10 protein-coding genes and 1 CRISPR repeat array are annotated in these 12,611 nt (G+C 65.7%); all 10 genes read left to right on the plus strand.

All coding sequences use genetic code 11. The features are described from left to right. On the plus strand, positions 1-210 hold a 210-nt coding region (locus tag CKO41_RS16615; RefSeq protein WP_200383099.1), incomplete at its 5' end, for a hypothetical protein. Between the two features lies 1 nt (position 211). Then, entirely contained in the window at positions 212-1,189 is a 978-nt protein-coding gene (gene cas1f / locus CKO41_RS16620) for a type I-F CRISPR-associated endonuclease Cas1f (protein ID WP_200249993.1), read from the plus strand. Next, on the plus strand, positions 1,186-4,500 hold the full coding sequence (cas3f, locus tag CKO41_RS16625) for a type I-F CRISPR-associated helicase Cas3f (protein WP_200383100.1): 3,315 nt from the start codon (positions 1,186-1,188) through the stop codon (positions 4,498-4,500). Before cas1f ends, cas3f begins: the two co-directional genes overlap by 4 nt. A 250-nt stretch (positions 4,501-4,750) precedes the next feature. After that, a complete protein-coding gene (gene csy1, locus CKO41_RS16630) occupies positions 4,751-6,043 on the plus strand; it encodes a type I-F CRISPR-associated protein Csy1 (RefSeq protein ID WP_200383101.1) in 1,293 nt (430 codons plus the stop codon). Further along, on the plus strand, positions 6,036-7,040 hold the full coding sequence (csy2, locus tag CKO41_RS16635) for a type I-F CRISPR-associated protein Csy2 (protein ID WP_200383102.1): 1,005 nt from the start codon (positions 6,036-6,038) through the stop codon (positions 7,038-7,040). Before csy1 ends, csy2 begins: the two co-directional genes overlap by 8 nt. A gap of 14 nt (positions 7,041-7,054) precedes the next feature. After that, on the plus strand, positions 7,055-8,113 hold the full coding sequence (csy3, locus tag CKO41_RS16640; protein ID WP_200383103.1) for a type I-F CRISPR-associated protein Csy3: 1,059 nt from the start codon (positions 7,055-7,057) through the stop codon (positions 8,111-8,113). A 4-nt stretch (positions 8,114-8,117) separates the two neighbouring features. Beyond that, complete coding sequence (gene cas6f / locus CKO41_RS16645) at positions 8,118-8,681, plus strand: type I-F CRISPR-associated endoribonuclease Cas6/Csy4 (protein WP_200383104.1); 564 nt, start codon at positions 8,118-8,120, stop codon at positions 8,679-8,681. Between the two features lie 246 nt (positions 8,682-8,927). Beyond that, positions 8,928-10,575: a CRISPR direct-repeat array (repeat unit 28 nt; unit sequence GTTCACTGCCGCATAGGCAGCTCAGAAA). A gap of 157 nt (positions 10,576-10,732) precedes the next feature. Beyond that, positions 10,733-11,284: a pseudouridine synthase gene (locus tag CKO41_RS16650; protein WP_200383105.1), complete on the plus strand. Its 552-nt coding sequence runs from the start codon at positions 10,733-10,735 to the stop codon at positions 11,282-11,284. A 656-nt stretch (positions 11,285-11,940) separates the two neighbouring features. After that, entirely contained in the window at positions 11,941-12,156 is a 216-nt protein-coding gene (locus CKO41_RS16655) for a hypothetical protein (protein WP_200383106.1), read from the plus strand. After that, the gene (locus CKO41_RS16660; protein ID WP_200383107.1) at positions 12,129-12,437 is read left to right on the plus strand and encodes a hypothetical protein; all 309 of its coding nucleotides are present in this window, start codon (positions 12,129-12,131) and stop codon (positions 12,435-12,437) included. Before CKO41_RS16655 ends, CKO41_RS16660 begins: the two co-directional genes overlap by 28 nt. Positions 12,438-12,611: the final 174 nt, after the last annotated feature.

Raw genomic sequence — 12,611 nt, forward strand, 5'->3', positions numbered from 1 at the left:
GATGAAAATAATTCCCATCGCCGCCCCGTATTCCTCGCTGACGGCCTCGAACCGAATGAAAATCCACCCCCGCGGCGGCATGAGGCGAGCGGATTTTTTGAATTCAAAGGGGTTTTCTTCCAGGCACTACCTACGCGCGTGCTGTCCGTCCACTTTCCGGCGCGGCTGATTTCTGTTAAAAATCAGCGTTTCGTGCTCATTGGGATTTGAAATGGATGACTTCTCCCCCTCCGACCTCAAGACGATCCTGCACTCCAAGCGCGCCAATCTGTATTACCTGGAACACTGTCGCGTCCTCGTCAATGGTGGCCGCGTAGAATATGTCACCGACGCTGGCAAGCGCTCGCTCTATTGGAATATTCCAATCGCCAACACCACCTGCCTGTTGCTCGGAACCGGGACCTCGATCACCCAAGCAGCGATGCGCGACCTGGCGAGGGCGGGCGTCATGGTTGGGTTTTGTGGCGGTGGCGGAACGCCGCTGTACGCGGCGACCGAGGGTGCGCTAGACATCGCCTGGTTGTCGCCGCAGAGTGAATATCGACCGACCGAATATCTACAGCAATGGGTGGGCTTCTGGTTCGACGAGTCCGCCCGCCTCGCCGCCGCCAAGACCATCCAGCGCATCCGTCTCGACCAGCTGCGCACCCATTGGCTCAAAGATCGCGGGTTCGCAGACAGGGGCTTTGCGGTTCCTGTCGAGCGTCTGGAGCCGCTGCTTCGGGATGCCTACGACCACATCGCGGCCGCGGCCGACGTGAATGCGCTGCTGACTACCGAGGCGCGCATGACCAAACGGCTCTTCAAGCTGGCGGCGCAGGCGGCCAATTACGGGGACTTTGTGCGCGCCAAGCGCGGCACCGGCACCGACTCAGCCAACCGCTTCCTGGATCATGGCAACTACCTGGCCTACGGGCTTGGGGCCACCGCCACCTGGGTGTTGGGCTTGCCCCATGGCCTTGCGGTGCTGCACGGCAAGACGCGACGCGGCGGGCTGGTGTTCGACGCAGCGGATCTGATCAAGGATGCGCTGATCCTGCCGCAGGCATTTCTATCCGCCATGCACGGGGACGATGAGCAGGGGTTTCGCAAGGCCGCCATCGATGTCCTGACCCGTGCCGAGGCACTGGACGTGATCATTGATGCACTGAAGCAGATCGCCCTGACCGCGGGCGCGTCGGGTCAATGAACGTCCTGCTGATCTCTGAGTGCTCGAAGAACGCCCTGAGCGAGACCCGTCGGATCCTCGACCAGTTCGCCGAACGCCGCGGCGAGCGCACCTGGCAGACCGCGATCACTCAACAAGGGCTGGAGACGCTGCACCGACTGTTGCGCAAGACAGCACGTAAGAACACGGCGGTCGCCTGCCATTGGATACGCGGCCGCGACCAGAGCGAGCTGATCTGGATCGTCGGCGACGCCCGCCGCTTCAACGCCAGCGGTGCGACGCCGACCAACACCACTGGCCGCGACCTGCTGCGCCGCGACGACGAGAATGATTGGCACCACGGAGAGGCCATCCGACTGCTGGCCGCACTGGCCGCGCTGTTTCATGACCTGGGCAAGGCCAGCAAAGCGTTTCAGGAAAAGCTCAGAAAAGATCACCCCGTGGCCGATGCCTACCGGCACGAATGGGTCTCGCTGCGGCTGTTCCAGTCGTTCGTCGGCACGGACGACGACGAGGGCTGGCTGCGTCGGCTCGCCGAGCTATCGGCGCCGCGCGAGGACGTTTGGCTCGCCGGGCTGGTCTGCGACGGTGTTGGCGAAACGGCCTCGACGGCCCCCTTGCGCAAGCTGCCGCCTCTGGCCCAAGTCGTCGGCTGGCTGATCGTGAGCCACCATCGGTTGCCGACCGCCCCGGCGAAGGGGCTCAAGGCTGCCCAGTTGGCCGAAATCGAGCAGCACGTCGTCGCCGACTGGTGCGGTAGCCGGCCCAAGGCGAGCAGCCGCGGCGGTCGCGCCTGCGCCAACCCGCAAGACCTGCCTCCTGACGAGGATCTGTGGGAGGAGGGGTCGCGCAACGCGGCCACCCAAAAGGAAATTAAAGAGTGCTGGACCTTTCCGAAGGGGTTGCCTGTAACGAGTCGCCACTGGCAACAGCGGGTTGCGCGGGTCGCCCGCGATCTGCTTGCCCGACCGGCCCTGCCCGGGGGCGAGTGGCTTGACAACCCCTATGTGCTGCACCTCGCGCGCCTCGCCCTGATGCTGGCCGACCACTATTACTCGGGCCAGCCGTCCGACGCCCGCTTCGGTGATGCCAAGTGTCCGCTATTCGCGAATACCGAGCGCGGCGTCGGCCTCAAGCAGCGTCTCGACGAACACTTGATCGGCGTCGAGGTCAACGCCCGGCGATTGGTGCGCAGTCTGCCCAGGTTGGAGCGGCAACTGGCCCGCATCGCCCGCCATCGGGGGTTTCGTCGGCCGGCGACCGATCCGCGCTTCCGCTGGCAAAACCGCGCCTTCGACCTCGCGGTCGGTCTCCAGCCCCAGGCTGCCAGGCATGGCTTTTTCGGCGTCAACATGGCCTCCACCGGCTGCGGCAAGACCCTGGCCAACGGCCGCATCCTCTACGGGCTCGCCCATCCGCAGTTGGGTGCTCGCTTCTGCATCGCGCTCGGGCTGCGCACGCTGACATTGCAGACCGGTGACGTCTACCGGGAGAGGTTGCACCTGGGAAGCGAGGACATGGCGGTCCTGGTCGGTGGCGGCGCCGTCCGCGAGCTGCACGAGCAGCGTCGTAGCGAGCAGCTCGGCTCGGAATCAGGCGCCGCGCTGCTGCGGGAACACGCCTGGGTCCATTATGAGGGTAGCCTGGAGGACGGTCCGATCAATCGCTGGCTCGAGCGCAACCCCGACGCGCAACGTCTGCTCGCTGCACCTGTGCTCATCTGCACCGTCGATCATCTGATATCCGCCACTGAAGGGATCCGCGGCGGGCACCAGATCGCTCCGATGCTGCGCTTGATGAGCGGCGATCTGGTGCTCGACGAGCCGGACGATTTCGACCTCGCCGACCTGCCGGCGCTGGGCCGCCTCGTGCACTGGGCCGGCTTGCTCGGCAGCCGCGTGCTGCTGTCCTCGGCGACCCTGCCACCGGCGCTCGTCGCCGGCCTGTTCGACGGCTATCGCGCCGGACGCGCCGTCTATCAGCAGAACCGCGGCGAGCCCGGATTGCCGGTGCGCATCTGCTGTGCCTGGTTCGACGAATTTCGCTCGACCCACGCCGCGGCAGAGGACACTGAGGGCTTCGAGGCTGCCCATACCGCCTTCGTCGAACGGCGCTTGGCCCAGCTCGCCCAGGCAGAGCGACGGCGGCGGGCGATCGTCCGGCCCGTGCCGATCGAAGCGGGGCAACCACGGGAGGCCATCTGCACCCAACTGGCCGAGCAGCTCCGCGAGGGGGTCGTGGCGCTGCACGCCGCCCATGCGGTGCCAGACCCGGACAGCGGCAAACGGGTGAGCGTCGGGCTGATCCGCATGGCCCACATCGATCCGTTGATCCTGGTCGCGCAGGCCCTCTGCCGCCTCGGTGCGCCTGAGCACCAGCGTCTGCATCTCTGTGTTTACCACTCCCGTCACCCGCTCGTGATGCGCGCGGCCATCGAGCGGCGGTTGGATCGGGTGCTGAACCGGACCCGCGATCGGCAGCCGTTCCATGATGCGGAGATGCACACCTGGCTGGCCGCCCATCCGGAGCCGGACCAGATCTTCATCGTGCTCGCCACCGCCGTGGCCGAGGTCGGGCGCGATCACGACTACGACTGGGCGATCGTCGAGCCCTCATCGATGCGTTCCATCATCCAGCTGGCCGGGCGGGTGCGCCGCCACCGCGCTGGGGCCTGCGAGACGCCGAACCTCCATTTGCTCGACACCAACATTCAGCACCTGCAAAGGCCGGGTGCCCCGGCCTTTTGTCGACCGGGTTTCGAAAGCAAGGAGTTTCCCCTCGACCGCCACCGCCTGACCGAGCTGCTGACCCCGGTGCAGCTCGATCGTATCGACTCCGCGCCACGCATGCGCCCCCGCGATCCGCTGCAACCGAGGGGCAATCTCGCGGACCTTGAGCACGCCTGCCTGCGCGCGCTGATGTTTGGCGACGCCGGCGGCGGGCTGCAACTGAACCCCGTCCACTGGTGGTGGACCACGCGTGCCCCGCTGACCGGCAATCTCCAGCGCCGGCAGCCGTTCCGCCTCGACCCCGAGGGACACCAGCGCTTCCTGCTGCTGCCGGACGATAACGGCATCGGCTTCCAGCGCGTGATGACGACGGGCGAGCTCAAACCTGAGGTTCTGGACTTGATCGATCTCGGAGCGACTGGCCCCCGCATCGGCTTTTGGGGCGAGACCTGCTACCTCACCGAGCTGGAGGCCCTGGCCGACCGTTTGGGCATGGAAACCGCGGATTGCGCGCGACGTTTCGGCTTCGTGGACCTCCCGGCAAAGGGGGTCGATCAGGGTTGGAACTATCACCCGACGCTCGGGTTCGGGCGGCGACGATGAGAGGAAGCGACAGCGGGTCGGTCAGCCAACCCACTGTCGCGTGCTGCCTGTGCGGCAGTAAATAAGTCACGGTCGAAAACCGCTAGGTGACTTTTCTGAGCTGCCTGTTTTTGCTACCCGCGCTGCTACGCAAGTAGGCCCGGCAGTGTCCGCAAGTATGCCATCCGCACCAGAAAAAATCGGTTGACACCTCGGCAGTCGAGGTCTAGGTTTTCTCGATAAATAAAACTGCAAGATGACTGGGTAACATATGGACTCGTCTCCCGACCCTCGCCGCATCCGCGCCGCGATCGAAGCCTTCATCGGCGAGCGCCTGCAAGCCAAGCTCGACGCCACCAAAGATCCCGATAGACAAGCCGAGCTGCGCGCCAACTATGCGCCGACGACTTGGATCGCAGACGCCGCCCGCCGCGCGGATCAGATCCAGCAAGTCACACATGGCCTGAAGTACACCCATCCGGACGCCCGCGGCAGCAGCCTGAACAGCCCCGGCAACCCCGTTGCCGACGCGTACTTGGTCGGCAGTCACAGCCTGAACGGCGACCATGAGCCCGATGTCGTCGGCAACGCGGCGGCGCTCGACGTCTACAAATTCCTGCGCCTGGAGGTGGACGGTCGAACCCTGTTGGACCTGGCCCAGGCCCATGAGCCGGCGTTGGTCGAGGCCCTGTCCGACGATCCGCGTGAAGCGGCCGACTGGATAGCCGCGTTCGCGGCACTGGCCGAGTCCAAAGGTGAGCCCGCCTCGCACGCCCTGACCAGGCAGGTCTACTGGCCGCTGGAGGATGGCGGCTACCACCTGCTTGCGCCTCTGTTTCCGACCAGCCTCGCGCACCGGATCTGGAAGACGATCTCCGAGGACCGCTTCGGCGACGATGCGAAGGCCGCCCGCGAGGCGCGCCGCAGCCGACTCCCTCACCCCCACGGTCTGCGTGAGTACCCGGACCTCGCGGTACGCAAGTTCGGCGGCACCAAGCCGCAAAACATCAGTCAGCTCAACAGCGAACGGCGCGGCGAAAATTGCCTGCTTGCCGCCCTCCCGCCGACCTGGAACAGCGACCCGGTGCGCCCGCCGCTGCGCGTCGAGACCGTTTTCGGCCCTTGGTTCGGCAATCGCCGACGGGTGCGTCGGCTGGTCGAGGGGTTGCGCAAATACCTGGTCAGCGTCCGCGATCCGGAGCGCAACAACCTCGCGATCCGTCAGAACCGCGCCGACTGGGTCGATGCCATCGTCGCCGAGCTGATCCAGTTTGCGGCAGAACTGCACGAGTTGCCGCCCGGCTGGAGTGCCGATCCCGACAGCCGGCTGCCCCCGGAGGAATGCTATTGGCTCGATCCCCACCGTGTCCTGGCCGATGTCGACTTCGCTGTCGCGCGTGCCGCCGCCGACTGGCGTGGGGCGATCTGCGATCGTTTCGGTCGCTGGCTCAACGCCCGTCTCGATACGGATGCCGCCCCGATGGGCGAGGTCGAGCTCCACGCCTGGCGCGGGGAGCTCGATGAACGGCTGCGCCTGCTGCGCGAGGAAATCGATCATGACTGACACCGCCGCCTTGTTGTTGCTTCCGCGGCTGCGCGTCCAAAATGCCAACGCTATTCCCGGACCGCTCAGTTGGGGTTTCCCGGCCCCAAGTGCCTTTCTTGGTTTCACCGATGCGCTCCAGCGCCAGTTGCGCGGGCGCTTCGATGTCGATCTCGTCCTTGGCGGCTGCGGCATTGTCTGCCACCGCTTCGCGCCCCATGTCGCTCGTCCGGCCGGACGCTATCATCGGGTGTTCCGGCTCACCCGTAACCCCTACTATGCCGGCTGGAAACGCGGCTTTTCTGAGGACAAGCCGGCCACGCTGGTCGAGGAGGGGCGGGCGCACCTTGAGGTCAGCCTCGTTGTTGAGGTGCGCACCGAGCTGCACGAGGACGAGCGGCCGGATCTGCTGGAAGTGCTGCCCGATCTGCTCGGAGCCATGCGATTGGCCGGCGGCAGCCTGCTGCCGCCCCACCCGCGCGCAGTGCAGGACAAGCGGTATACGCCGCAATGGTTCGAGTGGTACGACTCCGCCAGCGACAATGAAGACGCCTTCAGAGGTTTGCGTCGCTATCTGCTGCCCGGCTTCGCGCTGGTGGAGCGCAGCGATCTGCTCGCCGCCCGACTCGCCGAACTGCAAGCGGAACGTCTCGATGCCAGCGCGCTGGACGCCCTGCTCGATCTCTGTCGCCTCAACATCGACCCCGTCGGGCCGGACCCGAATGACCCCGATCACACCCTCTGGCAGATCCGAGCCCGCGCCGGCTGGCTGGTGCCACTGCCGATCGGCTACGCCGCCCTGTCCCCGCTGTACGCCCCCGGTACGGTGCGTAGGACCCGCGACGCGATAACCCCGTTTCGCTTCTGCGAAAGCCTCTATGGGCTGGGCGAATGGGTCAGCCCGCACCGGATGCGGGACTCCGCGCAACTGCTCTGGCAGCGTGAGGCCTCCCCCGAGGCCGGCATCTACCGCTGCACCAATCGCTACGCCGACTGCCCCCCGATCTCCGCGAACTGACAAGGAAACAGACCATGGCCAAGACCGCCGACGCCGCTCTCAAGACCGCCTCCGTCCTCGCCTTCGAGCGGAAGCTCGACCCCTCCGATGCGCTGTTCTATGCCGGGCGCTGGGAAGACCGCGCCCAGTCCGCACACTGGCCCACCGTCGCCCTGCGCGAGAAGTCTGTGCGCGGCACCATCTCCAATCGCCTAAAGGCCAAGGAACAACAGGACTCCGCCAAGCTCGACGCTTCGATACAGGCCCCCAATCTGCAAACCGTCGACGTCTGTGCAATGCCGGCCGGGGCCGACACGCTCAAGGTCCGCTTCACGCTGCGCGTGCTCGGTGGCGCCGGGCAGCCGTCCGCTTGCAACAACGCCGGCTACCAGACCCGGCTCGCCGACACCGTAAGCGGCTATGTCGAAACCACCGGCTTCGCCGAGTTGGCGCGCCGCTATGCTCACAACCTTGCCAATGGCCGCTTCCTGTGGCGTAACCGCATGGGCGCGGAAGGGGTCGAGGTGCGCGTTCGCCGCTCGGTCCGGGGCGCGACAGCCGCCGAATGGACCTTCGGGGCGCTCGATCTGCCGCTGCGCTCGTTCGACGCGCCGGCGTCGGCGCAAGAGGCGCTGACAGAACTCGCCGGGGTCATCGAGCAGGGACTCGCTGGACGGGAGTTCGTGCTGCTGGAGGTCGTCGCCTGGGCAAGGGTCGGGGATGGGCAGGAGGTGTACCCTTCGCAGGAGCTGATCCTCGACCGCGGCGATAGCAAAAAGGGTCAGAAAAGCAAGACCCTCTACAGTGTCGACGGCATCGCCGCCATGCACAGCCAGAAGATCGGCAATGCGCTGCGTACCATCGATACCTGGTATCCGGGGGACGGTGGCGATCTCGGTCCCATCGCAGTGGAGCCCTATGGTTCCGTGACGTCGCAAGGCCGCGCCTATCGCCAGCCCAAGGACAAGGTCGACTTTTACACATTGCTCGACCGTTGGGTGCTGAAGGGTGAAGCCCCAGCGCTGGAGCAGCAGCACTATGTGATGGCCAACCTGATCCGCGGCGGCGTGTTCGGCGACGCCGATAAGGACTGACGCCATGGATCGCTACCAGGATTTGCGGCTGCTGCCGGACCCCGAGTTTCCCCCCTCGGTCCTGCTCAACGCATTATTCGCGAAGCTGCACCGGGTACTGGTGGAACTGCCGGAAGGCAGGCCCGGCATCAGCTTTCCCGGCTACGATGCCGCGCAGCCGACGCTGGGCGACCGGTTGCGCCTCCACGGGAGCGGCCACGTCCTCGCCGTCCTCGCTGACCGGGAATGGCTACGCGGGATGCGCGACCATCTGGACATCGGCACGATTGCGCCGGTCCCAGCGACCGACCGCAGCGTGTTGGTGCGACGTGTTCAGGCCAAGAGCAACCCGGAGCGACTGCGCCGGCGGCTGATGCGGCGCCATGGGTTGAGTCGCGAGGCTGCACTTGTCCGTCAGCCGACGCGCGAAGGCGAGCGCTTGGTGTTGCCTTGGCTCGAGGTCCGCAGTACCAGCACCGGTCAGCGCTTCCGGCTGTTCGTTGACCAACAGGTGCATCCGGGCCCGCCCACCGCCGGCGTCTTTAGCCCCTATGGACTCAGCGCGACGGCGTCTCTGCCCTGGTTCTGAAAGGGCCGACACCGGAGTCGCAGGTGCCGGCCATCGGCCGGAGTGGTTCGACGCAACGTCCCGTTCGGGCCGCAGAGGGTTGGCAGCGGAAGCCGGCCAGTCCGGTGGGAGTCGCCAACCCTTTTTTTGGCACTGAGGGAGCGGTTCTAAAAATCAGATACTTGCGTCTTCCTGATGAATTTGGATCGAAACCGGAATCTTCCAGAAAGATCTTTAACAATAATGGCTTGAGGGGATTTTGGTCTTGTTCACTGCCGCATAGGCAGCTCAGAAAACGCGAGCCACCCGATCACGGTGCCGCAGATCGTTCACTGCCGCATAGGCAGCTCAGAAAAGATGTCGCGCTCGACCGCCACGATGGGTTCGGTTCACTGCCGCATAGGCAGCTCAGAAATGGATTGCCTGCATGCGGGCTGGCCTTGCCAGGTTCACTGCCGCATAGGCAGCTCAGAAAACCTTCGCCCTCGTGTTGCAGCAGACCCTGTTGTTCACTGCCGCATAGGCAGCTCAGAAAAGCGCCGGGGCGTCTTGATGCCGAAACATCACGTTCACTGCCGCATAGGCAGCTCAGAAAGTGGCCTCGGCGACGTCCTGTAGCACGCCCTCGTTCACTGCCGCATAGGCAGCTCAGAAATCGGCACCCTCGTGCACGCCGAAACCGGCCTGGTTCACTGCCGCATAGGCAGCTCAGAAAACTACCTGACCAGCACGGCCGCCGCATCGACCGTTCACTGCCGCATAGGCAGCTCAGAAAATTCCCGCGCTGGCGCTCGCCCCAGCGTTCGTGTTCACTGCCGCATAGGCAGCTCAGAAACAGCGCCGTGCCCGCGCGCCCGGCGCCACCTTGTTCACTGCCGCATAGGCAGCTCAGAAATGGCGGTTGCCGGCCCGCAGGCGAATCTCGATGTTCACTGCCGCATAGGCAGCTCAGAAATGGTCGGCGAAGAGGCGCATCGGCAGCTGCACGTTCACTGCCGCATAGGCAGCTCAGAAATCCCAGAGGCGGCCGTTGGCGACGGGCAGCTCGTTCACTGCCGCATAGGCAGCTCAGAAACTGCTGCAACACGAGGGCGAGGACGACAGCACGTTCACTGCCGCATAGGCAGCTCAGAAATGGCCGAGAAGGTGCTCGCCCTGGATGCCGCGGTTCACTGCCGCATAGGCAGCTCAGAAAACGGACTGGACGCTCCTCGCCGAGGGCACGCTGTTCACTGCCGCATAGGCAGCTCAGAAAGCACGTTGACGGCGCTGAGCGCCTCGGTCGAGTTCACTGCCGCATAGGCAGCTCAGAAATCGGCACGCGAGCCGCCGGCCAGCGCATCGGCGTTCACTGCCGCATAGGCAGCTCAGAAAATCTTGTCGAACGCCGCCGCCGTGGCGCCGCCGTTCACTGCCGCATAGGCAGCTCAGAAAGCGAGGTGAAGGACGGCGCGGGCGAGCTGGCCGTTCACTGCCGCATAGGCAGCTCAGAAATTGGTCTTCAGCGCCTGGGCGTCGAACTCGATGTTCACTGCCGCATAGGCAGCTCAGAAATATGCCGGCGCCTGCGCCGGCATCGCGGCTGATGTTCACTGCCGCATAGGCAGCTCAGAAATGTCGCAACCCGCTGCTGGCGGTGTGGTGCTGGTTCACTGCCGCATAGGCAGCTCAGAAATCGATGCCGCTCGAGGTGCTGTCGCACCACGAGTTCACTGCCGCATAGGCAGCTCAGAAAAGTCGCGCGCGGCATAACCGCACTGTCTGGGGGTTCACTGCCGCATAGGCAGCTCAGAAAAGCCGATGCCGGTGCTCTCGGCGGCGGCCTGGGTTCACTGCCGCATAGGCAGCTCGGAAATACGTGCAGCGCAAGGGGCATGTTGACCTCAAGTTCACTGCCGCATCGGCCGCTTCGAAGGGCCGGTGGTCGCGCTCGTTCGGTGCTGGATGGGCCGCTCGGCGGTCGTCCGCAGGCGGGCTCCTGCGGCAGGGGCGTTCGCTGCCGCGAGGCGGACGCCGACAGCGGGCGGCCTGCCGCTAGAATGGTCGGCCGTCCAGCGACCCGCGATCTGCTCATGGCCCGACTCCTCTTGTTCAACAAGCCCTACGGGGTGCTCAGCCAGTTCACCGGCGGCGGTCCGGGCGAGACGCTGGCGGCCTTCATCCAGCTGCCGGGCCTCTATCCGGCGGGGCGGCTCGATAAGGACAGCGAGGGGTTGTTGCTGTTGACCGACGACGGGGGGCTTCAGCATCGCCTCAGCCATCCGCGCCACAAGCAGTGGAAGACGTACTGGGTGCAGGTCGAGGGGGTCCCGGAGGCGGGGCAGCTCGAGCGGTTGCGGCGCGGGGTGGAGTTGAACGATGGTCCGACGCGCCCGGCGCGGGTCCGCCCGCTCGCGGAGCCTGCGCTGTGGCCACGGGATCCGCCGGTGCGCTTTCGCCGGCAGATTCCGACCGCCTGGATCGAGATCGCGATCCGCGAGGGCCGCAACCGCCAGGTGCGGCGGATGACGGCGGCGGTCGGGTTGCCGACGCTGCGCCTCGTGCGGGTCGCGGTGGGGCGCTGGGGGCTCGATGGGCTCTTGCCCGGGGAGTCCCGGTTGCTCGAGGTGCGGGGGCCGGATTGAGCCCGCGATGTCGGGTCAGCGTGAAACGGGATGTTTCACGTCACGCTGACCCGACGCGGCCTCCAGCGCAGACGAATCGTTGGTTCACCCGGCGGTGACGAGCGCTGTAGGGGCGGCTTCAGCCGCAACACAATCCGCCAGCGCCGCGGCCTTCGTGCAGCTGAAGCCGCACCTACACCGAATCGCCTGTGAGCCGCGCCGGTTTAAGAACGTAGGGCGGGAAAGCGCAGCGCATCCCGCCACGCATGGGGCGCGAACTCCTGGTGGTGTCAGCGCAGCCAAGTCGCCGCATGGGAGCGCTGTCCGGGATCGTTGCGCGCAATGCGATCCAGCCGGTTCCATCGGCGGCGGGAGGCTCCGCCGTGGATATCGATATCCGCGATCGCGAACGGCGGGATGCGCTGCGCTTTCCCGCCCTACGGCCTGCGCGCCGCCTGGGCGACGGGCCAAGGATCGGTGCGGTTCGTGCCTCGCTGCACCCTACGGGTTTCGTGCTCCGGGGTGGCGCGAGTCGCCATGGACGCTAGCGCCTCGGGGCGTAACCCGGCAGCCGGCCACGCGGCCCCCGCCGAGGCCAATGTCGGGTTACGCTGCACCAACCCGACCGGCGCTCACTCGCCCCCATGTCCGAGTCATCGAGTCGAGAGGATCCGAGAATGCTGCAAACCATCGAAGTCGAAATCGACGCCAGTGGTCGAGTCCATCCGGTCGAGCCGTTCGAACATCTGCCGTCCGGCCGTGCGCTCCTGACCTTCTTGACGCCCGTCGAGGACGTCGCTGAAACGGCATTGCTTGCCGAGTCCGCCTTGGCGGAGGATTGGCTCAAATCGGAGGAGGATGCGGCATGGGCCCATTTGCAGCCGGACAGATAGTGGTCCTGCCGTTTCCCTTTTCCGATCTGACGGCGCGCAAGTATCGTCCCGCGCTCTTGCTGGCGGCTGTCGGCAGGGGAGATTGGATCGTGTGTCAGATCACCAGCAATGCCTATGGTGACCGGCGTGCAGTCGCGCTGCGTGACGAGGATTTTTCAGGGTGCGGCCTCGACATGATGTCGTACGCTGTTGCGACCTGGCAAGAAGAGGCTCGCGCAGAGGGACTGATAGAAGAAGCTCGCGCAGAGACGCAGAGGCGCAAAGTGAAGAAAGAGCATTGATCGATGTCACCAGTGCGCTTCTCCTCTTCTTCTCTGCGCCTTTGCGTCTCTGGTGTGCCAGGACAAGCCTGGCCCGTCTAGCAGTCTGTGAGGTGACTGCCATGTGAAGTGCTGATGACACATGTAGCTGCGGTCTGTCGCGTGGAGGTAACGAAGCGCGGGGAGCGAGACCGG

This window comes from Thiococcus pfennigii (assembly GCF_016583835.1).
Taxonomy (GTDB): domain Bacteria; phylum Pseudomonadota; class Gammaproteobacteria; order Chromatiales; family Chromatiaceae; genus Thiococcus; species Thiococcus pfennigii.

Coding starts and splice junctions, on each gene's coding strand:
- cas1f (WP_200249993.1), top strand. CDS start 212: ATGGATGACTTCTCCCCCTCCGACCTCAAGACGATCCTGCACTCCAAG.
- cas3f (WP_200383100.1), top strand. CDS start 1,186: ATGAACGTCCTGCTGATCTCTGAGTGCTCGAAGAACGCCCTGAGCGAG.
- csy1 (WP_200383101.1), top strand. CDS start 4,751: ATGGACTCGTCTCCCGACCCTCGCCGCATCCGCGCCGCGATCGAAGCC.
- csy2 (WP_200383102.1), top strand. CDS start 6,036: ATGACTGACACCGCCGCCTTGTTGTTGCTTCCGCGGCTGCGCGTCCAA.
- csy3 (WP_200383103.1), top strand. CDS start 7,055: ATGGCCAAGACCGCCGACGCCGCTCTCAAGACCGCCTCCGTCCTCGCC.
- cas6f (WP_200383104.1), top strand. CDS start 8,118: ATGGATCGCTACCAGGATTTGCGGCTGCTGCCGGACCCCGAGTTTCCC.
- CKO41_RS16650 (WP_200383105.1), top strand. CDS start 10,733: ATGGCCCGACTCCTCTTGTTCAACAAGCCCTACGGGGTGCTCAGCCAG.
- CKO41_RS16655 (WP_200383106.1), top strand. CDS start 11,941: ATGCTGCAAACCATCGAAGTCGAAATCGACGCCAGTGGTCGAGTCCAT.
- CKO41_RS16660 (WP_200383107.1), top strand. CDS start 12,129: ATGGGCCCATTTGCAGCCGGACAGATAGTGGTCCTGCCGTTTCCCTTT.